General features: G+C 42.3%; 23 protein-coding genes. 1 reads left to right on the top strand and 22 read right to left on the bottom strand.

What is annotated here, in order from left to right:
• Nucleotides 1-10 precede the first annotated feature (10 nt).
• The 16 genes from QE422_RS18745 to QE422_RS18670 form a co-directional block, all read right to left on the bottom strand.
• Complete coding sequence (locus QE422_RS18745; protein ID WP_307461701.1) at nt 11-1,504, bottom strand: NuoM family protein; 1,494 nt, start codon at nt 1,502-1,504, stop codon at nt 11-13.
• A gap of 2 nt (nt 1,505-1,506) precedes the next feature.
• On the bottom strand, nt 1,507-3,420 hold the full coding sequence (gene nuoL / locus QE422_RS18740; RefSeq protein WP_307461699.1) for an NADH-quinone oxidoreductase subunit L: 1,914 nt from the start codon (nt 3,418-3,420) through the stop codon (nt 1,507-1,509).
• Nucleotides 3,421-3,422: 2 nt separating this feature from the next.
• A complete protein-coding gene (gene nuoK, locus QE422_RS18735) occupies nt 3,423-3,752 on the bottom strand; it encodes an NADH-quinone oxidoreductase subunit NuoK (RefSeq protein ID WP_027380123.1) in 330 nt (109 codons plus the stop codon).
• A 4-nt stretch (nt 3,753-3,756) separates the two neighbouring features.
• Nucleotides 3,757-4,254 (bottom strand): NADH-quinone oxidoreductase subunit J, encoded by a 498-nt coding sequence (locus tag QE422_RS18730; protein ID WP_294300079.1) that lies wholly within the window; start codon nt 4,252-4,254, stop codon nt 3,757-3,759.
• Nucleotides 4,254-4,811: an NADH-quinone oxidoreductase subunit I gene (locus QE422_RS18725; RefSeq protein WP_149248595.1), complete on the bottom strand. Its 558-nt coding sequence runs from the start codon at nt 4,809-4,811 to the stop codon at nt 4,254-4,256. Before QE422_RS18725 ends, QE422_RS18730 begins: the two co-directional genes overlap by 1 nt.
• A gap of 111 nt (nt 4,812-4,922) precedes the next feature.
• Nucleotides 4,923-5,987 (bottom strand): NADH-quinone oxidoreductase subunit NuoH, encoded by a 1,065-nt coding sequence (gene nuoH / locus QE422_RS18720; protein WP_294224832.1) that lies wholly within the window; start codon nt 5,985-5,987, stop codon nt 4,923-4,925.
• Between the two features lie 168 nt (nt 5,988-6,155).
• Complete coding sequence (locus QE422_RS18715) at nt 6,156-7,154, bottom strand: 2Fe-2S iron-sulfur cluster-binding protein (protein WP_294224835.1); 999 nt, start codon at nt 7,152-7,154, stop codon at nt 6,156-6,158.
• Nucleotides 7,155-7,195: 41 nt separating this feature from the next.
• On the bottom strand, nt 7,196-8,092 hold the full coding sequence (locus tag QE422_RS18710; RefSeq protein ID WP_307461689.1) for a hypothetical protein: 897 nt from the start codon (nt 8,090-8,092) through the stop codon (nt 7,196-7,198).
• 1 nt (nt 8,093) lies between these two features.
• Nucleotides 8,094-9,452 (bottom strand): NADH-quinone oxidoreductase subunit NuoF, encoded by a 1,359-nt coding sequence (gene nuoF, locus QE422_RS18705; RefSeq protein ID WP_307461686.1) that lies wholly within the window; start codon nt 9,450-9,452, stop codon nt 8,094-8,096.
• A gap of 79 nt (nt 9,453-9,531) precedes the next feature.
• Nucleotides 9,532-10,041, bottom strand: coding sequence for an NAD(P)H-dependent oxidoreductase subunit E (gene nuoE, locus QE422_RS18700; protein ID WP_294198523.1), 510 nt, complete (start codon nt 10,039-10,041; stop codon nt 9,532-9,534).
• Between the two features lie 101 nt (nt 10,042-10,142).
• Nucleotides 10,143-11,366 (bottom strand): NADH dehydrogenase (quinone) subunit D, encoded by a 1,224-nt coding sequence (nuoD, locus tag QE422_RS18695; RefSeq protein WP_307461684.1) that lies wholly within the window; start codon nt 11,364-11,366, stop codon nt 10,143-10,145.
• Nucleotides 11,367-11,433: 67 nt separating this feature from the next.
• The gene (locus QE422_RS18690) at nt 11,434-11,928 is read right to left on the bottom strand and encodes an NADH-quinone oxidoreductase subunit C (protein ID WP_294300051.1); all 495 of its coding nucleotides are present in this window, start codon (nt 11,926-11,928) and stop codon (nt 11,434-11,436) included.
• Between the two features lie 5 nt (nt 11,929-11,933).
• Nucleotides 11,934-12,494 carry an NADH-quinone oxidoreductase subunit B gene (locus QE422_RS18685; RefSeq protein WP_149248588.1) on the bottom strand — a complete coding sequence of 187 codons (561 nt, stop codon included), beginning with the start codon at nt 12,492-12,494 and terminating at the stop codon, nt 11,934-11,936.
• Nucleotides 12,495-12,596: 102 nt separating this feature from the next.
• Nucleotides 12,597-12,968, bottom strand: coding sequence for an NADH-quinone oxidoreductase subunit A (locus QE422_RS18680; protein ID WP_100378322.1), 372 nt, complete (start codon nt 12,966-12,968; stop codon nt 12,597-12,599).
• Nucleotides 12,969-13,089: 121 nt separating this feature from the next.
• The gene (locus QE422_RS18675; protein ID WP_307461676.1) at nt 13,090-13,266 is read right to left on the bottom strand and encodes a hypothetical protein; all 177 of its coding nucleotides are present in this window, start codon (nt 13,264-13,266) and stop codon (nt 13,090-13,092) included.
• Between the two features lie 40 nt (nt 13,267-13,306).
• Nucleotides 13,307-14,434 (bottom strand): GNAT family N-acetyltransferase, encoded by a 1,128-nt coding sequence (locus QE422_RS18670; RefSeq protein WP_307461674.1) that lies wholly within the window; start codon nt 14,432-14,434, stop codon nt 13,307-13,309.
• A gap of 104 nt (nt 14,435-14,538) precedes the next feature.
• On the opposite strand from QE422_RS18670, the gene QE422_RS18665 reads away from it, so the two are divergent.
• On the top strand, nt 14,539-15,228 hold the full coding sequence (locus QE422_RS18665; RefSeq protein ID WP_307461672.1) for a zinc metallopeptidase: 690 nt from the start codon (nt 14,539-14,541) through the stop codon (nt 15,226-15,228).
• Here the strand turns inward: QE422_RS18665 and QE422_RS18660 are convergent.
• The 6 genes from QE422_RS18660 to QE422_RS18635 form a co-directional block, all read right to left on the bottom strand.
• Entirely contained in the window at nt 15,225-15,827 is a 603-nt protein-coding gene (locus QE422_RS18660) for a YigZ family protein (protein WP_307461669.1), read from the bottom strand. The genes QE422_RS18665 and QE422_RS18660 overlap by 4 nt on opposite strands.
• Nucleotides 15,828-15,952: 125 nt before the next feature.
• Nucleotides 15,953-16,102: a hypothetical protein gene (locus QE422_RS18655; protein WP_307461666.1), complete on the bottom strand. Its 150-nt coding sequence runs from the start codon at nt 16,100-16,102 to the stop codon at nt 15,953-15,955.
• A 150-nt stretch (nt 16,103-16,252) separates the two neighbouring features.
• On the bottom strand, nt 16,253-17,284 hold the full coding sequence (ribD, locus tag QE422_RS18650) for a bifunctional diaminohydroxyphosphoribosylaminopyrimidine deaminase/5-amino-6-(5-phosphoribosylamino)uracil reductase RibD (RefSeq protein ID WP_307461663.1): 1,032 nt from the start codon (nt 17,282-17,284) through the stop codon (nt 16,253-16,255).
• Nucleotides 17,285-17,343: 59 nt separating this feature from the next.
• The gene (locus QE422_RS18645) at nt 17,344-19,149 is read right to left on the bottom strand and encodes a DUF349 domain-containing protein (protein WP_307461661.1); all 1,806 of its coding nucleotides are present in this window, start codon (nt 19,147-19,149) and stop codon (nt 17,344-17,346) included.
• A 78-nt stretch (nt 19,150-19,227) separates the two neighbouring features.
• Entirely contained in the window at nt 19,228-19,965 is a 738-nt protein-coding gene (locus QE422_RS18640) for a shikimate dehydrogenase (protein ID WP_307461659.1), read from the bottom strand.
• 62 nt (nt 19,966-20,027) lie between these two features.
• Nucleotides 20,028-21,830 carry an endonuclease gene (locus QE422_RS18635; protein ID WP_307461655.1) on the bottom strand — a complete coding sequence of 601 codons (1,803 nt, stop codon included), beginning with the start codon at nt 21,828-21,830 and terminating at the stop codon, nt 20,028-20,030.
• Nucleotides 21,831-21,851: the final 21 nt, after the last annotated feature.

Here is a 21,851-nt window from a genome sequence, read left to right as displayed (position 1 = left end):
AAATATCAAATTAGCTTACCATTGATTGGTAGATAAACTTCAACGAACTATTCACCATCTCGATGATCGGCTGCGGGAAAATACCGAATACGATCACAAAAACCGCTAAACTGGCCAATACCGAGAATTCTACTGCCGAAAGGTCTTTTGCTGTACTCAATACGGCTTCATCACCTTGTCCGAACATCGCCTTTCCGTAGAATCTCAACAGATAGACTGCGGCAAGGATTACCGTAAGACCAGCGATTACTGCTGCTAACCCGTTAAAATCATACACAGATTTCAACAAGATAAATTCTCCGATAAATCCGTTGGTCAATGGAACGCCCATTGAACCCAGAATGATGATCAGGAACAATACGGCAAATTTCGGTGCTACTTTTGCAAGCCCTCCCATCTGTCGGATGTCTCTCGATTTAAATCTCTTATATAAAATATCACAGCAGTAGAACAGACCCACCACGTTGATACCGTGGGCAAAAGTCTGTACCAAAGCTCCTTCAGCTCCTTCGATGTTGAACGTTCCTCTCAGGGAAATTACGGCAGAAGCAAAAATACCCGCCACCATCAGTCCTACGTGGGAGAAAGAAGAATAAGCAATGATCTTCTTCATATCGGTCTGGATGATCGCGATTAAAGCACCGTGAACAATTCCTACGATAGCCAGAATAATTACGATCTGCCCCGAAATCCCAGCAATAGGAAGCGGTGTGATCGGCAGTAAATAACGCATCACCCCGTAAATCGCCATTTTTAGCATGATCCCCGATAGAAGCATCGATCCCTGAGTCGGTGAATACGTATAGGTATCCGGCTGCCAGGTGTGGAAAGGGAATACCGGTAACTTCACTGCAAAAGCAAAGAAGATAAACCAGAATACCACCGTTTGCTGCGTTTCGTTCAGCTGGGCATTATATAAGTCCGTAAGCGCGAATGATGCAGAGTGGTTGTACACATAGATCAATCCGGCTAACATAAATAATGATCCTACAAAGGTATAGACGAAGAACTTCGTTGTGAATTCAAGTCTTTTATTTTCCTGACCCCAAAGCCCGGCAATAAACCAGATCGGAATCAAGGTTACTTCCCAGAAAATGTAGAACAGCAATCCGTCCAGCGATGTGAAAACACCTACCAACCCGAACTGCATCATCAGAATCAGTCCGTAGAATGTATTTCTGTAGCTTACATTTTCATTGAAAGAAGATAGAATAATAATCGGCGTTAAAATATTCGTCAGCAATAAAAGAAGAAGGCTCATCCCATCGATCCCGAAGTGAAGAGAGCTCTTCATAAACTGTGACCAAGGGTAATTGATCTCGTGCTGCAATACGCTGTCTACCGTCGGATTAAAATCAAAATCCGCTGCAATGTAGAAGGTAACGAGCATCTGTACCAACGCAATTCCCAGTGCCAAATATTTGCTGGAATTGTTTTTCCAGGCAAAAACTAATCCCGAACCTACCAGAGGTAATAGCAATAATGTTAATAACAAACCCGACATTATTATTGTAATAAAAAGTTAACAATTAATATAATTCCCACCGCCAAAGACATGATAAGAATATAGTTCTCCACATTTCCGTTCTGGATACGCTTCATGGCTCTTCCGCTGTCTTCAGCGCCGTCGCCTACGAAGTCTACAAAACGGTCAAGAATTCCTTTATCAAACATTCTTCCTCCGCGTCCTAATCCTTCAACAGTTTTTACAATAATCGCATTGTAAAGTTCGTCAACATATAATTTCTTGGCAGACAGTTTTTCCCATCCGGTGTACATTTCTTCCGGCAAGGCCTGCTTTTTCTTGTTGACGTATGTATTTTTAACAAAAAACCAAACACAGAAGAACATTAAAACCGTTGCGCCTAAAAGAATCATTTCAGTACCGAAAGGAACTCCCGAAAGGGTAGCTTCCATCTGGTTGTAGCTCTCCTCAGTAAGCACCGGCTTAAGCCATTCCATTAATTTGGCGTAATGACCATGTCCGATGAAGTGAGGAAGGTTGATAAAACCGCCTACTACGGAAAAGATAGCCAGTACGATCAAAGGCAGCGTCATATTAGACGGGCTTTCATGCAGATGATGTTTCTGTTCTTCCGTACCTCTGAACTCCCCGTGGAAAGTAAGATAATACAGTCTGAACATATAAGTTGCCGTAACTGCCGCTAAAATAAATAACATTACCCAATAGATCGGGTTTTTAGCAAAGGCAGCTACCAGAATTTCGTCTTTTGAGATCATCCCCGATAGAAGAGGGAATCCTGAAATAGCAAGGGTTCCGATCAGGAAAGTAGCATGCGTAAGAGGAATGTATTTTTTCAATCCTCCCATGAAACGCATATCCTGTTCGTTGCTCATCGCGTGGATTACAGATCCTGCTCCTAAGAATAACAGGGCTTTAAAGAAAGCGTGTGTCATTACGTGGAACATGGCAGTTGTATAAGCACCCAATCCTAAAGCAATGAACATGAATCCAAGCTGTGAAACGGTAGAGTAGGCCAAAACTTTTTTAATGTCGTTCTGACGCAGGGCGTAGAATCCTGCCAGCGCAGCCGTTAGGAAGCCGATGAATAAAATTCCGTCCTGAACGCTTGGCGCCAGTGTGAATAAGAAGTTGGAACGTACCACCAGATAGATCCCTGCCGTTACCATCGTCGCCGCGTGAATTAACGCAGAAACAGGGGTAGGGCCGGCCATCGCATCCGGAAGCCATGTATATAGAGGAACCTGAGCCGATTTACCGGTAGCACCGATAAATAAACTTGCCGTAATAAAGATGATTACGCTTCCGTCCAGTTCAAATTTTCCTGCATTTTCTCTAATGGTAAGATAATCGACAGCATTGGTCTGAGAAGCCAACATGAAAATCCCGATCAGCAACGCAAGGTCACCGATTCTGTTCATGATGAATGCTTTTCTTGCTGCTTTACCGTATTCTTCGTTGGTATACCAGAACCCGATCAGTAAATAGGAACACAATCCTACGCCTTCCCATCCGATGAACAGGATCAGGTAGTTGCTTCCCATTACCAAAAGTAACATGGAGAAGATAAACAAGTTCAGATAAGTGAAAAACTTATAGAAACCTTTATCGTGGCTCATATATCCGATAGAGTAGAGATGAATCAAAGAACCGATTCCTGTAATGATCATCACCATCATCAAAGACAGCTGATCGATCTGGAATCCGAAATTGATCTGAACCCCGTTTACCCTGAACCATTCAAAAGCTTTTACAATTACAGGCTGGCTTTCGGAATTGAAACCCAGGAAAATACTTACTGCGATGCAGAAAGAGGCAAAAACCATTGCCGTAGCCAAACTCCCTACAACAATTTTTGGAAGATTTTTCCCGAATAACCCGTTAATAAGAAAACCTAAAAGTGGTAAAAGTATTATTGCATACACTAAATTTTCCATTCTTATCCTCTTAATTTATTAAATATACTTACATCAACAGAACGGGTATTTCTATAAAGCATAGCAATAATTGCCAGACCTACTGCCACTTCCGCAGCAGCCACCACCATAATGAAGAAAACTAAAAGTTGTCCGTCGCCGTTTCCTTTGTACGCCGAAAATGCAGCGAGTAAAAGGTTTACCGAATTCAGCATAAGCTCTACACAACCCAAAATAACAATAGCATTTTTTCTCAGCAATACGCCCAACACGCCCAGACAGAATAATACTGACGAAAGGATGATGAAGTAGTTCAGAGGGATGCTTTGTATAAATGTATTTACTTCTCCCATAATTTTATAAATCTTTTTTACCGATTAATACCGCACCTACAATACCTGCCAGAATAAGGATGGATGCAAGCTCAAACGGTAAAACATATTCATTAAACAAAAGTCTGCCCAGGTTTTTGGTAAGCCCGATGCTTCCATCAGCATCTGCTACAGCCACATGATTCTGCTGTACGCCTCTGAATACTCCCAAAACTCCAATTAACAGAAGACCTGCCGTAAAAACACCGGCAAACTTTAAAGTATTGTTCTTCTTACTTTCGTCTTGCTTATTAAGGTTAAGCATCATCAGGATGTACAGGAACAATACCATGATCGCCCCGGCATATACTATAATCTGGATAATCGCAAGAAACTGTGCATTCAGGAGAATGTACATACCCGCAATCGAAAACATTGTAACAATTAATGACAAAATAGCATAGAGAGGATTTCTTGCAAATACGAAATACACCGCACTTGCCACTGCTAAAAACGCCACCAAGAAAAATAAAAACTGATCCATTATTTTACCGCATTTTTTTGTTTCTCGGACTGTCTTTCAGTGATATCAATCCTTTCATTTATTTTTTCCACCAATTTGTCTTTTCCGTAAATGAAAGAACCTCTGTTGGTTTCCACGTCTACCAAACGGTCGGTAAGATAGATCGCAGATTTCGGGCAGGCTTCTTCGCACATCCCGCAAAAGATACATCTTAGCATATTGATTTCATATACCGATGCATATTTTTCTTCCCGGTACAGGTGCTTTTCCTCTTTTGTTCTTTCAGCAGCCGTCATGGTAATGGCCTCTGCAGGGCATGCCACCGCACAAAGTCCGCAAGCGGTGCATCTTTCTCTGCCTTCTTCGTCTCTTTTCAAAACGTGCTGGCCTCTCCAGATTTCTGCTCTCGGCTTCTGTACTTCCGGATACGCATATACAGCGGGTGCTCCTTTCAGTACGGTTCTTACAGCATGCTTAAAGGTAATCCCCATCCCTGTAAAGATTGCAGGCAGGTAGATTTTTTCAGCAAGGGTCATTTCTTTATTGGAAACAACTTTTGATCTGTTTGTAAGTTTCATTTATTTTTTATTATTAAATGTTAGAAGATGGAGGCGGAGAGATGGAAATTTCATCGTCACAGCAGCTCATCGTCACATTATCAAATTTTCAAATTAATTTATTTCAGATGATTAATTGGCAAAAGCTAAGATTACGGCTCCTGTAATTAATAAATTTACCAATGCCATCGGGATCAGCGTTTTCCATCCCAGGTGCATTAACTGATCGTATCTGAATCTCGGCAGTGTCCATCTGATCCACATGAAGATCAGGATTCCGATTACCGTCTTGGTTAAAAATGCCACAACACTTAAAATTCCTGCGGTATTTTCACCCCAGTGCTGCGTTACCCATTCAATTCCCGGATAATTGTATCCTCCGAAGAAAAGAACGACCATGAAAGCATTGGAGATAAACATATTCACATATTCACCGAACATGTACAATCCTAATTTCATCGAAGAATATTCCGTAGAATATCCGGTTACCAATTCAGATTCACATTCCGGTAAATCAAAAGGGTGTCTGTTGGTTTCTGCCAAAGCAGCAACGAAGAAAACAAGGAAAGCAATCGGCTGATAAAAGATATTCCAGTTCAGTCCGGAAACCCATGGAATAAAGCCCCACAATTTTCCGTTGGTCTGGCTTGCCGTAATTTCTTTAAGATCAAGACTTCCCGTCATCATAATGATGGAAAGCAAAGCCAATCCCATTGCCAATTCGTAAGAAATCATCTGTGAAGAAGCACGGATGGCCCCAAGTAATGAATATTTGTTGTTGGAAGCCCAGCCTCCGATCATAATCCCGTAAACCCCGATAGAAGCCATTCCGATAATGAAAAGAACTCCTACGTCGATGTTTGCCACCTGAAGATCGTACGAAGTACCGGCGATATTTAAACTTTTACCCCAAGGAATAACCGCTCCGGTAATCAATGAAATAAACATCACCAATGCCGGACCCAACACGAAAAGGAATTTTTCCGCATTGGCAGGGGTGAAATCTTCTTTAAAGAAAAACTTTCCACCATCCGCAAGAGGCTGCAGCAATCCGAAAGGCCCGGCTCTGTTCGGCCCGATCCTGTCCTGCATGATAGATGCTACTTTTCTTTCCGCCCAGGTAGAGTAGGCTGCGATCGTCAGCGAAAGCAGGAAAAGTGCTAATACAAGTATAAGTTTAAATGTAATTAAATCCATTTTTATTTAAATGTTTGAAGATGGGAGCCGGAGCTGGATGTTCAGTACATCGTGGCATCGACTCATCATCACATTACCAATTTTTTATATTTTTAAACAGCTGATGTTGAAAGCAGTAGGTGAGTTTTATATTAAACTTCCGGCTTCCTTCTTCCAGCATCCAACTCTTTATTTTTCGTCTTTTTCGCTGATCTCTTTTGCCATCGGATTATCTAGGACTCTCAATTCGTCTTTAGGCTTCTCGTAATGGTTGAGTGAAATCACCGAATGTCTGTCGATATGTCTAGGACCTTCGATGTTCCAGTCGCTCAGGCTCTTTCTTTCGAAACGGCAGGTATCGCAGATAAATTCTTCTACTTCACCCCACTGGTCTTTTCGGGCCGTTACCCTTACAATTTCGTCTCCTTTCATCCAAACCACTGCTTTTCCGGAACATTTTCCACAGTTGCAAGAAGCATTCATCGGTTTGGTAAACCATACTCTGCTCGCAAAACGTGCGGTTCTGTCTGTTAATGCCCCTACCGGACAAACGTCGATTACGTTTCCGATAAAATCATTATCAAGGGCTTTATTCAGATATGTTGAAATTTCAGCGTGATCTCCTCTGAAAAGGATTCCGTGCTCTCTTTCTCCGGTAAGCTGGTTAGCAGCTAGTACGCATCTTGCACACAGGATGCAACGGTTCATATTCAGTTTGATGTGAGGCCCCAAGTCATCGGCATCATAAGTATTTCTTTCGAATTCCGTTCTGGTGTTTTCCACGCCGTGCTCATAGCCAAGATCCTGAAGGTGGCATTCTCCTGCCTGGTCACAAATCGGGCAGTCTAACGGGTGGTTCAAGAGTAAAAACTCAGTTACGGCTTTTCTGCCTTCCTGTGCCTTTTCGGAAGAAAGGTTTTTCACTTCCATCCCGTCCATTACATTGGTTCTGCAGCTTGCCACCAATTTCGGCATAGGACGCGGATCTGCTTCAGATCCTTTGGAAACTTCCACTAAGCAAGTTCTGCATCTTCCTCCGCTGGTTTCCAATTTGCTGTAATAGCACATTGCCGGAGGTACGGATTTTCCGCCGATCTGTCTGGCAGCTTCCAGGATAGAAGTTCCAGGCAAAACTTCGGTGGTCTGTCCGTCTATAGTTATTTTAAATTTTTTAACCTCTTCGCTCATATTCTATGCTTTTCGCTTATGCCTTAGCCATTAAGCTCTGTTTAATTATACTTTTTCGTATTAAATGTATATCCGATTCCTGCCAGCACCTGTCCGAAAACAAAATCCTGACGGGCTTTATCCGGTTTGTTGTTCAATGTGGTTTTAATGTCCCACATATTGATGTACCCGGCTTTGGCTTCTGCCCTGATCATCCAGTGGTTCCAGAAAACCAGGTTTAAACTCGATCTCAGATCGGTTGCCATACCGGCTACATGGAAACGGTCGCTCCGTTCATTGCCAAAAAGTTTTACATTACTTTTCGGAAACATGAAACCTAGACCGGCTCCGTAAGACCATACCAGGTCTATATTTTTCTTGTGAACAAGATTTTTATATTTCTCAAGTCCTAAATTTTCATAATTAAGACCGTCTGTGTGCTCAAAGGTAAGGAACTGCTCATCAGATAGATTTACCTGTCCGTTCTGTACCATGGCTGCATATTTAGGATCTGAAATTGTTCCTGAAAAATCAACCGTTTGGTTTTGATTCATCACATATTTCATGTGATCGATTCCCAGTACCAAAGCCAAATTATCTTTAATAAAATAACCTGCTCTGAAATTATACTGAACTACGGTAAACCAAGACGGATCGATATATACAATCCCCAATTTCGTAGGTCTGTCTTTTGCAGATACATTGTTCAGCTGAAAATCATAGCCGTTTCCGGTGAAATGAATGTCCGAGTTGCTGAAAGCGCCTCTGTTCCAACCGAAGAAAGCGAACATCTGTCCTTTTTTGCTTAATGGTAAAGGTTTTTCTTTTTGCTTAATAGATAATCTGCCAGGAAAAGCACAAGCTTCTTCAAGGGTTGATTCTCCTATCGTATCATTTGTCGCTCTTTGTCCAAAGATAAAACCCGAAATCATTAACCCAGCTACCAGTAAACTTTTCATCTTAAGCATTGTTCTCAACAGCAGGGATTGGATCTGCATAATGGGCAAGCCCGTAATTCTGGGTTTTACACAACTCAGGATTTTTCACGTGCCATTCAAACTCGTCTCTGAAGTGACGGATCGCTGCTGCCACCGGCCATGCCGCCGCATCACCCAATGGGCAGATCGTATTTCCTTCGATCTTTCTCTGGATGTCCCAAAGCAGATCGATATCTTCCATTTTTCCTTCTCCTTTCTCGATTTTCTTCAAAATCTTGTACATCCATCCCGTACCTTCACGGCAAGGCGTACATTGTCCGCAGCTTTCGTGGTTGTAGAATCTTGCCAAAGTCATGGTATGTTCCACCACACACTGGTCTTCATCCAACACGATGAACCCTCCTGAACCCATCATGGTTCCGGTAGCGAAACCACCATCAGCCAAAGATTCGTAGTTCATGTATCTCGGTTCTCCGTTTACGGTTTTTAATAACAAATTGGCAGGAACGATCGGAACGGAACTTCCACCCGGGATACAGGCTTTCAGTCTTTTTCCGTCCTTAATTCCGCCACAATATTCTTCTGAGTAAATGAATTCTTCAACGGTAATCGTCATATCGATTTCATAAACGCCCGGTTTGTTGATGTTTCCGCAGGCAGAAATCAGTTTGGTACCGGTAGATCTTCCTACGCCGATTTTAGCATATTCCGCTCCGGTAATATCGATGATCGGAACAATAGCCGCAATCGATTCAACGTTGTTTACTACGGTTGGTCTTTCCCAAAGTCCTTTTACAGCCGGGAATGGCGGTTTCAGTCTTGGGTTTCCTCTTTTTCCTTCAAGAGATTCGAGCAAGGCCGTTTCTTCCCCACAGATGTAGGCTCCGGCACCTCTCTGAACATAGATTTCAAGATCGAAACCTGTTCCTAATATATTTTTACCTAAAAATCCTGCTGCTTTGGCCTCTTCAATCGCTTCTTCTAAAATATCCGGAATCCATGAATATTCCCCACGGATATAGATGTACGAAGTGTTGGAACCTAAACAGTATGATGAAATCAGCATTCCCTCGATCAGAAGATGAGGAAGGAATTCCATCAGATAACGGTCTTTGAATGTTCCAGGCTCCGATTCGTCGGCATTTACCACCAAGTGTCTCGGAACGCCTTCCGGTTTTGCCAGGAAGCTCCATTTCATCCCGGTCGGGAATCCTGCGCCTCCACGTCCGCGAAGTCCCGAAGCTTTTACTTCTTCCAGGATTTCGTCCGGTGTCATTTTCAGGGCTTTTTCTGCTGCTCCGTAACCTCCTTGCTTGCGGTAGGTTTCGAAATAGCGGATGCCTTCAACATGTGCGTCTTTAAGTAAAAGTTTTTTACTCATTTTTATTTGCTTTTAGCGAATGGCCGATAGCTTTTGGCTCCGGTGGTACGCTTCTTATTTATTTGATATTAAAATTCAATTAGTCCAAAGCAACCTGTCCTTCTCTGCAAAGATCAAGGATTTCGTCTACTTTTTCAATCGTTAAATTTTCGTGGAAGAATTTCCCCAGCTGCATCATCGGAGCATATCCGCACGCTCCAAGGCATTCGGCCGGCTTCAGGGTAAACATTCCGTCTTCCGTAGTTTCCCCGTCCTTAATGTTCAGTTTGGTTCGGATATGATTAAGGATTTTTTCGCTTCCCGAAACCATGCAAGGCCCCGTTCTGCAAACTTCCAGTACATATTTACCTACCGGTTTCATATTGAACATGGTATAGAAAGTAGCCACTTCGTATACTTCGATGGGCTTGATGCTCAGCAGTTCCGCAACATAATCCATTACCGGAACGTCCAGCCATCCTCCGAATTCTTTCTGTGCCAGGTGAAGTACAGGAATAAGGGCCGATTTTTGTCTTCCCTCAGGATATCTTGCCATCATCTTGTGCACCAGTGCTAAACTTTCCGGTTTAAAAGCTATTGTTTCGCTCATTTTATTTTGTTGTAAAATGTACATTGTACAAAGTACAAAGTATTATTATCTGTTTATATTTTTAAGTACACTGCACATGGTACACTGTACTTTTTACCGTTTTATGCGTCTAATTCTCCCGCAATGATATTCATACTACACATGGTAACAATCGCATCAGAAATTACAGAACCTGTAATCATTTCAGGATATGCCTGGTAGTAGATGAAGCAAGGTCTTCTGAAGTGCAGTCGGTAAGGGCTTCTTCCGCCGTCACTTACCAGATAGAATCCTAATTCTCCGTTTCCTCCTTCTACCGCATGGTAAACTTCACCTTTCGGTACGTCGGTTTCTCCCATTACGATTTTGAAGTGGTAGATCAATGCTTCCATTTTCTGGTATACATCTGCTTTTTCTGGCAGGTAGAAATCCGGAACGTCCGCGTGGAACGGTCCTTCAGGAAGATTTTTGTATGCTTGCTTGATAATTTTGATCGATTCCCAGATTTCCTGCTGACGAACCATGAAACGGTCGTAAGTATCTCCGGATGTCCCCACAGGGATGATAAAGTCGAAATCCTGGTAAGAAGAATAAGGCTGTGCGACTCTCACATCATAGTCGACGCCTGTTGCACGTAAATTCGGACCGGTAAACCCGTAGCTTAATGCTCTTTCTGCAGAAATGCCTCCTGCACCGATGGTTCTGTCCATAAAGATTCTGTTTCTCTCAAGAAGCGTACAGAATTCTTTAAATCTAGGAGGGAAGGTTTTAAGGAAATCCTTGATCAGCTCATGGAACTTCGGAGTGAAATCTCTTTCAAAACCTCCGATTCTTCCCATATTGGTGGTCATCCTTGCCCCGCAGATCTGCTCGTACATATCGTAAATACGTTCTCTTTCGATGAACATATAGGTAAGCCCTGTAATCGCTCCTGAATCCATCCCGGTTACCCCATTACAGATCAGGTGGTCACCGATTCTGGCAAGTTCCATTAAAATCACACGCATATAGTCTACACGCTTCGGAACTTCAACACCGATCAGTTTTTCAACCGTCATATGCCAACCCAGGTTATTGATCGGCGCAGAACAGTAATTCATACGGTCGGTAAGGGTAGTGATTTGAGAATAATTCCTTCTTTCGGAAATTTTCTCAAATGCCCTGTGGATATATCCCACGGTCTGCTCTGCGTGAAGGATTCTTTCTCCGTCCATCGTTAAGATGTTCTGGAAAATCCCGTGCGTTGCAGGGTGGGTAGGTCCTAAATTGAGGGTATACAGTTGTCCGTCAATCTGTTCCTTACTTTCGTATTGGTTAAGTATATTAGATAATGAGTTATCTTTCATAATATATAATTGATAATCGATAAGTGATAATTGATTACTGATCAATCATCATTAATCATTTATATTTTTATCTTCCGAACATATCATCGTTCTTATCGGTCCTTGTCCCGTCTTCCAGTCGGTATTCCTTCAGCATCGGATGGTAACCCAGGTCTTCCATATTCAGAATCGGTCTGAGGTCCGGGTGGCCTTTAAATTTAATTCCGAAGAAATCATAGGTTTCCCTTTCCATCCAGTTGGCTCCTGCATACAGATCCACTAAAGAATCCACTTCTACGTTTTCTCTGGACATAAAGATTTTCAGACGGAGTCTGAAATTGGCCATCATATTCTGCAGGTGGTAAACCACTCCGATTTCCTTATCCGGAAACTCAGGATAATGAATGCCGCATACATCCGTCAGGAAATTGATTTCCAGCGAAGAATCTTTCAGGTAATGAACGATTTTTTTCAGGTCTTCTTTTTTTACCTCAACCGTCAGCATCCCGTAAGGTTCCGAACTTGCGATAACGGATTCCGGAAATTCTCTTGTGATGGCTTCTAATACAAATTCGTTGGTCATTTCCGTTAGTTGCTAATATTGTAAGAATCTAATAGTTTCTGGTATTCAGGTGTATCTCTTCTTCTGATGCTTTCGCTTTCTGCAAGAGCCTGAACCTGCATTACCCCTTCGATGATCTGCTCAGGTCGGGGAGGGCATCCCGGAACGTATACGTCCACGGGAATTATTTTATCGATTCCCTGCAATACGGAATACGTGTCAAAAATACCACCGCTGCATGCGCAAGCACCTACGGCAACTACCCATTTCGGCTCAGCCATCTGGGTGTATACTTCTTTTAGGACCGGTCCTAATTTCTTGGATATGGTTCCGCAAACCATCAGTAAATCTGCCTGTCTCGGGGAGAAAGAGTTTCTTTCCATCCCGAATCTAGAAGCGTCATACGTTGGGTTCAGGGTTGCCATAAACTCGATGCCGCAGCAAGAGGTTGCAAAAGGCAGCGGCCAAAGAGAGAATTTTCTGGCCATCCCGATTACACTGCTCAGTTTCGTTGCGAAAAAGCCTTCTCCTTCAAATCCTTCCGGAGCCGGTGCATCTGTTCTTATTACTGGTTTGTTATCTGACATTTGATTGATTTAAGATTTTAATTTTAGATCAGAAATGAGTGTTAATGTTAGTTTTCAAGCCACTCGTATTGTCTAAAACAGTCATTTACAATTTCTATTCCTCTACTTATCCCAATCCAGTGCTCCTCTTTTCCATACATAGAAAAATGCCATGAAAAAGATGGCTACAAAGGTAAGTACCGCAAGGAATCCTTCCATTCCGAATTCTCTGAAGTTTACCGCATACGGGTAAAAAAATACGATTTCGATATCGAATAATACGAACAATACCGCTGTTAAAAAGTATTTGATGGAAAACGGTGTTCTCGCATTTCCTTCTACCGGGACTCCACATTCCCAGCTCTGGTTCTTCACAGAATTTCCTTTTTTCTGTTTCGGACCTAAAAAATGCGCTCCAAGCAAAGAAATGGCTACGAAACCTATCGCAACACCTGCCTGTAAAAGGATTGGAATATAACTTTCAGGTAAATTCATTTTTGCATTATTATCTCAATTTGCAAATTTAGCGAATAAACAAGAAAGCATGAAATTTATGAGGTTAAATGTGGCTGGAAAATGGATGAAACGTATAATTTAGAATCAGTAAAAATAACGCTTATTTCTTCATTTTTCTGAGGAGCGAGTAGGCCATAAATGAAATATAAGCAAAAAGCACACTGGCGTAAATGATGTTGATGGCCGTATTCGTTCGTTCGTCCGCAGCCTGGAAAAATAAGTTGTACGCAATAAATCCGGCAATTAAAATTCCGAAAACGATAAGGTGTGGTTTCATATCTTAGAATTTCTGATAAGTCTACTTTTTGAGGAGGGAATTATTTAATTTCCAGGGAATAGGTTCTTCTTCGCTTATGGTTCACCGGACCATAGTCCTGCCACAGCAGCTGAACGCTTTTATTTTCTTCCAGTTCAGGGTTTGTTTCAAGGTATTTTACGCCCTTTTTGCGGAAGAGCTTCCATATTTCCTTAAAGATGATCGAAGTAACGCCTCTTCTCTGATAATCCGGATGGATCCCGATCAGGTAAAAATTCGCCCGGTCGTTTTTCTTTCCGGCTCTCAGAAAATGCCACCATCCGAAGGGCAGCAGCTTTCCTTTGGATTTCTGCAACGCTTTGGAATAGGAAGGCATGGTAATAGCAAAAGCCACCAGCTGGTCCGTATCATCGGCAACACAGACGATATAATCCTTATCGATGAGTTTAAAATATTTCTCTTTGTATGTTTTCCGCTGTTCGTCCGAAATCGGAGTGTAAGTGGACAGATGTTTATAGGTTTCATCCAACAGGTCAAACATCGGATCCACATATTCAATAATCTCTTCTTTCGACTTGAAATCCAATACCTTCAGTTTGTACTTCTGGGAAATCAACTCATTGAATTTGTGTATCTTGTCGGGCAATACTTCCGGGAATTGCAGCTCGAATTCCACCCATTCCTTTTCTTTGGTCAGGCCCAGTTTTTCCAGATGTTCCGGGTAATAGGCATGGTTGTAGATTCCGATCATTGTGGCCAGCTTATCGAAGCCCATTGTCAGCATTCCGGCCTTATCCAGGTTCGTGAACCCCATCGGTCCTTCTATTTTCCCGATGTTCTTTTCTCCGGCGTATTCTATTACTTTCTGGATCAGGGCCTTTGAAACCTTTTCATCATCAATGAAGTCGATCCATCCGAAACGTACCTTTCTGATCCCTAGTTCATGTTCCTCCTTATGATTGATCATTACAGCAATTCTGCCCACAAGCTCGCGGTCTTTGTAAGCCAAAAATTGTTTTGCCTCCGAGTATTCCATTGCGGGATTTTCTGCCGGATTCCAGATGTTGATTTCCTCATTCACAAAAGAAGGGACATAATAGGGATTGTTTTTATACAGATCCATCGGAAATCTTACAAACTGCTTGAGCTGATCAGCACTTTTTACTTCAATAACTGAAATTTCTGACATGATTTTCTAGGGGAATTATAGGACAAATATAAATAAATTAATATAAAACTTTGGCACAGTTTTTACATCATCTCGGTTGAAAAAATATATTACAAAGTTTATAGATGGGCGGTTATTATTTAATCATAATCATTTCAATGGCGGTGAGCTGGTATGTCTCCTGGCGGTTGAAATCAAAATTTGAGCACTATTCGCAGGTGCATCTCCGAAACGGGCTTTCTGGTAAGGAGGTGGCGGAAAAGATGTTGAGGGATAACGGAATCAACGATGTACAGGTAATGTCGGTTCCAGGGCAGTTGACAGATCATTACAATCCTGAAAATAAAACGGTAAATCTTTCTGAAGCAGTCTACATGCAGCGAAATGCAGCGGCAGCGGCTGTTGCGGCTCATGAGTGCGGACATGCGGTACAGCATAAAGTAGGATATTCAATGTTACAATTGCGTTCAAAACTGGTACCGGTAGTGAGCATCAGCTCAAACCTGATGCAGTTTGTTATCATGGGCGGTATCCTGGTGATGGCAATGAGCGGAAATAAGCTGATCCTGACGATTGGTGTTATTATGTTCGCGTTAACAACACTTTTTGCTTTCGTAACGCTTCCTGTGGAGTATGATGCGAGCAACAGAGCAATGAAGTGGCTCAGAGATACGGGAACCGTAACTTCAGAGGAATATGTCGGCGTAAAGGACAGCCTGAAATGGGCGGCCAGAACCTATGTGGTGGCTGCGATCGGATCACTGGTCCAGTTGTTATACTTCGTTTCCTTACTGATGGGAGGAAGAAGGAATTAATTTGTAAATTCAAATGAAACATAATGCATCTCGGAAAGTTTTTCCGAGATGCTTTCTTTTTGGGAAAGCTTTAAAGCAGCCGTCACGATACAGTTTTCGTTGGCATCGAATTGTAGAACTTTTGCATCGTACTTCGACAGCAGAGTGAAAATTACATTCTGCTGATTAAAATTAAAACTGATCTGTACTACGGTTTCCAGTTCCTTTGTCATAATCCGGGCTTCTTCCAGCGTGATTTTAGCCGATTCTTTGTAAGCCTTTACTAAACCGGAAACTCCGAGTTTTGTTCCGCCATAGTAGCGTACGGAAATCACCAGGACATTGGTGATTTCATTGGCCAATAACTGGTTGTAAATCGGCAGCCCAGCACTTCCGGATGGCTCGCCGTCGTCGTTGGCACGGTAGTTTTCTCCATTCAGTCCTATTCTGAAAGCGTAACAATGATGCGTTGCTTTCGGATGTTCGGACCAGATCTTTTCCAAAGCATTTTTAAGTTCTTCTTCATTGTTCACCGGAAAGGCAAAGCCGATGAACTTGCTTCCCTTTTCTTTTAATAAGGTGTTTTCAACCGGAGATTCTATCGTTTTAAAACTGAACATAGGTAATGAGGAAAATGCTTCTGCCTGTTATTTTAGAATTATTTTTCAAAGGTAAAATTTTTAATTGAAAGGCCTAAACAAAAAAGAGAACTGTTAAAGCTCTCTTTTTTGTAATTTTTCATTTTTTAGCTTATCCAAGTTGATTCCATCGGATCAGCCAAGTATTCCGCTCTATCGACATGGGCTGCCAATGGGAGCGCAATAATATGCCTTTCGTGGAATACAACATCTGTAAGATTCCGGGTTGCAATACTGATCGCAGGTCTGGATTCCACCGTTTACGGATTTTAATTCTTTCTTTGATAATTTTCTTAAATTTTTCATGATGTATTGGTTTAAATGGATCATGAAGTTACTTAATTAATTTCAAACAACAGTGAAAAATTATCATGTATTTGTTAATTTATGTTTTGATAATGAATCTGTTATGTTGTCTGATATTGATAAAATTCAATACTGTTGTCTCTGAAATCTTCTGTGCGTAAGGGTTTCCTGCCGGTAAATTGAGGTGCTTCAGTCCCATTTTCAAGCCTGAGGTTTTCGTTTTTAATGATGATCGCTTCGTCCCAGAGATCTCCGTCGATGAACTGCTGGAGGGTAAATCTTCCGCCTTCAATAATCACGGATTGGATCTGCTCTCTGTATAAAGCGTCCATCAGTTCCTGAAGGAAATTCTCTTTTTTAATCTTAATAAAATGAATATTCTCATGAGTTTCTTCCTTTACGGAATTGATAACGATGGTTTTCGCCGTCTGATTAAAAATGCTGAAATTCGAAGGGACTTTCAAATCAAAATCAATTAATATTCTTACCGGATTTACGCCCTTCACATTTCGCACCGTCAGGCTCGGGTTATCATTCAAAGCGGTTTGGGTTCCTACCAGGATCGCGTGTTCGTCGGCTCTCAGCTGATGCACGAACTGATTCACCAACGAATTGGAAATTGCCGTGGGTTGAAAATTTTTATCAAGAAAACCGTCGGCTGACTGTGCCCATTTCAGGATGATGTATGGCCGCTTCTTTTCATGATACGTGAAGAATCTTTTATTCAACTTGATGCATTCTTCTTCTAAAATCCCAGACACTACTTCGATCCCGGCATCCTGGATGATTTTTTTTCCTTTTCCGTTTACTTTGTCATGGGAATCCATGGCTCCGATCACCACTTTACGGAAGCCGAGTTCTTTTATCTTTAAAGCGCACGGCGGCGTTTTTCCGTAATGCGCACAAGGCTCCAGTGTAACATAAATCGTAGATTCCGGAATCAGGGATTTGTCTTCCACCGATTCGATGGCATTGATTTCCGCATGGTTTTCCCCAGCTTTATAGTGATAGCCTTCCCCGATGATTTTACCGTTGTGTACGATCACGCTTCCGACCAAAGGGTTGGGATAGGTCTTGCCCAGGGCTTTCTGGGCCAGCTCAATTCCTCTTTTGATATAAAATTCGTCCTGCATACTCATGAAAAAAGCGAAGTCAAATGTTTTGCTCCGCTTTTAAGATTTAAGATTATTTTTTATTCTCCTGCAATAATGGTGTGGAGACTTTGTTTTAAGTTTTCCAGGTGTGCCTTTTTCTCGTCGATGGAGTTGTACGTATCTTTCAGCAGCGGGTTTTCTCTGGATGGGTTTTTGAAGAATGCCAGGTTGTTTTCCAGCTTCACGATTTCGGCTTCAAGATCAGAGATCTGGCTCTTCATTTTTCTGGCCTTATCAGTCAACTGGTTTTCAGAAAGACCTTCTTCTTTCAGCTCAAATTCATTGATTTTGTTGAGCTTCAGTTTCTCTCTCAATGTTTTGTTGAATTCGGTATTGATGGAGATTTTGTCTCTCGGCACTTTCCCGATGTTGTTCCAGGCCGTTTTGATGGCTTCAATCCTTTCGATGCTGCCGTCTTCGTTGGTTACGGTTTTCAGCTCTTCAAGGATGGCTTTCTTCTGCTTGTAATTTTCTTTCCAGTTGTCGGTAGAAGCATTGCTCTTTTCACGGTAATTATTGAAAAACGCGTTACAGGCATCGCGGAACTCGTCCCAGATTTTATTGGTCATGCTCTTCGGAACATGTCCGATTTTCTTCCAGTCTTCCTGAAGCTTTTTAAATAAAGGAACGGCGATATCCCATTCTTCGTTGTTCTGGTTGTCTTTTGCCGTCTGGATGAGCTTTAATTTTTCTTCCAGGTTGGCCTGTTGAGATCCTTTTAACGATTTATAATAGGTATTCTTTGTCGTGTTGAAATTTCTAAGGGTAGTTTTGAAGTCATTCCAGTTCTGGTTGGAAAGCTTTCTCGGAACACTTCCGGTTTTCAGAAATTCGGTACGGAGATCCTCCACTTTTCGGATGGCGTTCTGCCAGTAGTTGTGGTTAGGATTTTCCGCAGGCTCAGACAGTTTTTTAATCTCCGCAATAATCTGGTTTTTCTTTTCAAGATTACCGGCCTGTTCTGTCTCGATGGCTGCTGAAAGCTCGGATTTTCTTTCGTGAATTTTGTTGGAAATTTCCTTGAATTCTTCCCAAGTCTTTTCACGGAATTCTTCTGCTACCGGCTCAGCTTCTTCTTTCCAAAGCTTGTGCAGGTATTGAAGCTCATTCAGCGCTTTCTGGATTACCGGCTCATGTTCAAGCTGCTTGGCACGCTCGATGATGTGCTGTCTCTTTTCCAGGTTATGGCTGTATTCCTGCTCCAGGAATTCTTTATTCAGGTCCAGCATCTGATAGAATTGGTTCAGGTGATGGAAGTAGTTGTTGTTCAGGATTCTGAATTCCGATTTGGCCACCTGTCCGGCATTGGACCAGTCTTCCTTGATCTCACGGATGGATTTGAAAAGGTTGGTACCCGGTTCGGAATTGGTATACAGGTTTTTCAGCCTTTCGATAATGCTCTGGCGGTGATCGAGATTTTTCTTCTGCTCTTCTTCCTGGCCTTTCTGGTAATCGTCGTGCTTTTCTCTGAAGATATTCACCAAAGCGGAGAACCTCGCCTGGGAAGGATGCTCGTAACTGAAGTTTTCAGGGGCATTTCCGGCTTCTACGTATTCATGCTTTTTATCTTCCACTTCATCATGGATGTAATGACTTGCTTTTTCTTTCAGCTGGTTGAATTTCTTAAAATCTTCACCGGCATTCGGCGAATTGATGATTTTTTCCATTTCTTTCAGCGCATCAGCCAGAGAGATTTCCACATCTGCATGTTCTTCTTCATGTTCCGGCTCTTCATGGGGAATGTTTTCATCGTGGGATGAGACATTTTCTGATGTTTTTTCCTGAGGGATTTCCTGGTCGTTCTTGTTCTCCTCGTTTTCAGAAAGATTGTTTTCTGTAATCATAGCAAATCGTTTATGTGAGTGGCATTATAATATCCTCTAAATATATGGCTAAAAAGCCAAATACAATACTAAGTTAAGTTATTTTTTTTGAAAATTCCAAATTTCCCAGGCTTTTTCTGCCTGCTGTTCGAGCATATAATAGCCATTCACGGTTTTTGCTCCTTTTTCGGAAGCATTGATGATGAATTTCGTGTAGTTCGGATTGTAGATTAAGTCGATGATCAGGTGGTCTTTGGTAATTCCTTCAAAAGGAAAATGCAGGCAGTCTTCCACATTCGGGAACGTACCCACCGGAGTGCACTGAATGATAATCTGGTGCTGTTCCACGGTTTCTTTATCCAAATTTTCATAATTGATCTCCGTAGTCCTGGAAACGGTAAGAGAAGGGATCCCGTATTTATCCAGCACATATTTTACGGCTTTGGCCGCTCCGCCGTTTCCTAAGATGAGCGCGGAATGCTGGTGCGGCTTTTTATGGAGCATCAATGTTTTTTCGAATCCGAATGCATCCGTGTTATAGCCTCTTTTTTTACCGTTTTCAATCAGGACGCAGTTGACGGCGCCGATCTGTTGCGCTTCATCACTTAATTCATCCAGGTATCCGATGATTTTTTCCTTGTACGGAATGGTAACGTTGAATCCCAATAATTCGGGATTGGAAAAAAGATTTTCCACTTCATGGAGTTCCGGTAAGTCGAAAATGCTGTACGAATAGCCTTTCAGCATCAGTTTCTGGAATTTGTCTTCAAAGTATTTTTTTGAAAAGGAATAGGAAATATTTTTCCCGATCAGCCCTAATTTTTTATTGGAATCCATAGGATAAAAATAAAAAAAAGACCGGAAAAAACCGGTCTTCAGGATGAAATATTTCTTAAATCTTAGTCTACAATAAATTTCGCGGAGAAGACATCCGTTTTCAGGATGTAGTTTCCTTTAACCAAACCTTTAAGATTGATTTTATTTGAATGTCTGAAAGGATTTTCAAAGGTTTCAATCAGCTTTCCTGAGAAATCATAGATCTGCGCTTTCGAAATGCGGCTCAGGTTTTCCCCCTTTACAAACAATTCATTGTTTTTTACCGGGTTCGGATAGATGCTGAAAGACGATTGATCTTTTGAAATTTCCGCCGTTCCCAGAACGCCGTAGCAGGTCCAGCTTAAATCGTCAATGGCAACTCTGTTATCGGTTACAGGATTTACAATGCTGATTACAACGTTTCCGCTCACATTAATATTGTTAATGGTAAATGACTGGGTTGAAGTAGAGGAATAAGGAATTGTACCCACCGTCGTACCATTTATTTTTAGATCCAAGTTACCTGCGGTACCTGAAAACTTTAACTGTGCTTTTACCGTCAAGCTCTGGATTCCTCCGGAAATGGTAGAACTTGTTAAGTTTCCGTTTCTGATGGTAATGGCTTTGTCTCCGGTCCCGTTGATATTCTGGTCGGTTCTGGCATCAGTAGCCGTCCAGGTGATGTTGTTACTCGTCCAGTTCTGGGTGGTGTAAGAAGAGCTTGCTGATGGAATATTGGAGAAATCTTCCGTTCCACAGCTTCCTCCAGGCTGTCCTCCCGCAAGAGTAGTGCCCTGAGCGGTGTTGCTTGCTGCAGAAGCATTTCCTGCCGCATCCTTCGCGATTACGTAGAAACTGTAAGTCGTCAATGGATTCAATCCCGAAACCGTAGCGGTTGTTCCTGTAACGGTTGCATAAAAGTTTCCGTCTTTATAAATATCATAACCGGTTACCCCCACATTATCCGTAGAAGCTGTCCAGCTTAAAGAAATGGAATTTGAAGAAGGATTGCTTGTCGCTAAATTCGTAGGAGCGGTAGGAGCCTGGGTATCGGCAACCGGTGTACCCCAGATCTGCGCTACATATTCAGGATGATCGATATACGGGTTCCGGTTTCCCTGGTAATTATACGAGGCGTTGTTTCTGGAAATTTCCGTCGCGGAAACCGGGTCTGCCGCATGCCATGCCAGCAGCTGGTTCAGCTCCCAGGTCTGTAATCCCGGAAAAGACGAACCGCCCAGCATATTTCCAGTTCCGAAGCCGGAAAGCTGAGATTCATACCTCGTTACAAAATACAGGATCATTCGGGCAATGTCTCCTTTAAAGGCATCGATCGGCTCAAAAACCGTCCCGGAATATCCAGGAGAAGAGGAAGTCCCTAATTTTGATCCGTTCTGGGAAGTGTAAGAGGCGGAGCCCACTTTTCCGTAAGGGAAGTTGGACCGCATCCCGTTTACCTTTCCGTCGGTAGGCCGGATAAAATTGATATCGGAAACCATCGGAGCATTGCTGTTGAACAAGCTTTGAGGGACAACGTGTTCCCTGTTGTAGCAGTCGCCTTCACTGTTGTATGATCCGCATTGTCCGCTTGGATAGTTATAAGTGTAAGGATCGGTACCGTTTGGGTTTTCGGAATAGATGTCCAGGATCGTGTTGTCATTTTCATAACCTGACATCGCGATATTATCGCGGTCTGTGGTCTGATAGCCGTTCCAAAGTCCACCGTAGCCATGGTCTACATGTCCGTTGGTAATGATCTGTTTAAGTTTGGTTTTCAAAGCAGCGCCGGTAAGGCCTGCGGTTCCGTCATAATAACCGGTCGGAATTTGCGCAAAGGTGCTGATAAACGCAAAAATCAGTAAAAAGGGGAATAGATTTCGTTTCATTTTTAAAAATTGGGGCGTAAA

Source organism: Chryseobacterium sp. SORGH_AS_0447, from assembly GCF_030818695.1.
Classification (GTDB): Bacteria; Bacteroidota; Bacteroidia; order Flavobacteriales; family Weeksellaceae; genus Chryseobacterium.
The sequence above is the reverse complement of the archived record's forward strand: the minus strand, read 5'-3'. Positions and strand labels throughout refer to the sequence as shown.

What these genes read in the sequence shown, in the direction of transcription:
- QE422_RS18745 (WP_307461701.1), bottom strand. Translation starts at nt 1,504, where the DNA reads ATGTCGGGTTTGTTATTAACATTATTGCTATTACCTCTGGTAGGTTCG.
- nuoL (WP_307461699.1), bottom strand. Translation starts at nt 3,420, where the DNA reads ATGGAAAATTTAGTGTATGCAATAATACTTTTACCACTTTTAGGTTTT.
- nuoK (WP_027380123.1), bottom strand. Translation starts at nt 3,752, where the DNA reads ATGGGAGAAGTAAATACATTTATACAAAGCATCCCTCTGAACTACTTC.
- QE422_RS18730 (WP_294300079.1), bottom strand. Translation starts at nt 4,254, where the DNA reads ATGGATCAGTTTTTATTTTTCTTGGTGGCGTTTTTAGCAGTGGCAAGT.
- QE422_RS18725 (WP_149248595.1), bottom strand. Translation starts at nt 4,811, where the DNA reads ATGAAACTTACAAACAGATCAAAAGTTGTTTCCAATAAAGAAATGACC.
- nuoH (WP_294224832.1), bottom strand. Translation starts at nt 5,987, where the DNA reads ATGGATTTAATTACATTTAAACTTATACTTGTATTAGCACTTTTCCTG.
- QE422_RS18715 (WP_294224835.1), bottom strand. Translation starts at nt 7,154, where the DNA reads ATGAGCGAAGAGGTTAAAAAATTTAAAATAACTATAGACGGACAGACC.
- QE422_RS18710 (WP_307461689.1), bottom strand. Translation starts at nt 8,092, where the DNA reads ATGAAAAGTTTACTGGTAGCTGGGTTAATGATTTCGGGTTTTATCTTT.
- nuoF (WP_307461686.1), bottom strand. Translation starts at nt 9,452, where the DNA reads ATGAGTAAAAAACTTTTACTTAAAGACGCACATGTTGAAGGCATCCGC.
- nuoE (WP_294198523.1), bottom strand. Translation starts at nt 10,041, where the DNA reads ATGAGCGAAACAATAGCTTTTAAACCGGAAAGTTTAGCACTGGTGCAC.
- nuoD (WP_307461684.1), bottom strand. Translation starts at nt 11,366, where the DNA reads ATGAAAGATAACTCATTATCTAATATACTTAACCAATACGAAAGTAAG.
- QE422_RS18690 (WP_294300051.1), bottom strand. Translation starts at nt 11,928, where the DNA reads ATGACCAACGAATTTGTATTAGAAGCCATCACAAGAGAATTTCCGGAA.
- QE422_RS18685 (WP_149248588.1), bottom strand. Translation starts at nt 12,494, where the DNA reads ATGTCAGATAACAAACCAGTAATAAGAACAGATGCACCGGCTCCGGAA.
- QE422_RS18680 (WP_100378322.1), bottom strand. Translation starts at nt 12,968, where the DNA reads ATGAATTTACCTGAAAGTTATATTCCAATCCTTTTACAGGCAGGTGTT.
- QE422_RS18675 (WP_307461676.1), bottom strand. Translation starts at nt 13,266, where the DNA reads ATGAAACCACACCTTATCGTTTTCGGAATTTTAATTGCCGGATTTATT.
- QE422_RS18670 (WP_307461674.1), bottom strand. Translation starts at nt 14,434, where the DNA reads ATGTCAGAAATTTCAGTTATTGAAGTAAAAAGTGCTGATCAGCTCAAG.
- QE422_RS18665 (WP_307461672.1), top strand. Translation starts at nt 14,539, where the DNA reads ATGGGCGGTTATTATTTAATCATAATCATTTCAATGGCGGTGAGCTGG.
- QE422_RS18660 (WP_307461669.1), bottom strand. Translation starts at nt 15,827, where the DNA reads ATGTTCAGTTTTAAAACGATAGAATCTCCGGTTGAAAACACCTTATTA.
- ribD (WP_307461663.1), bottom strand. Translation starts at nt 17,284, where the DNA reads ATGCAGGACGAATTTTATATCAAAAGAGGAATTGAGCTGGCCCAGAAA.
- QE422_RS18645 (WP_307461661.1), bottom strand. Translation starts at nt 19,149, where the DNA reads ATGATTACAGAAAACAATCTTTCTGAAAACGAGGAGAACAAGAACGAC.
- QE422_RS18640 (WP_307461659.1), bottom strand. Translation starts at nt 19,965, where the DNA reads ATGGATTCCAATAAAAAATTAGGGCTGATCGGGAAAAATATTTCCTAT.
- QE422_RS18635 (WP_307461655.1), bottom strand. Translation starts at nt 21,830, where the DNA reads ATGAAACGAAATCTATTCCCCTTTTTACTGATTTTTGCGTTTATCAGC.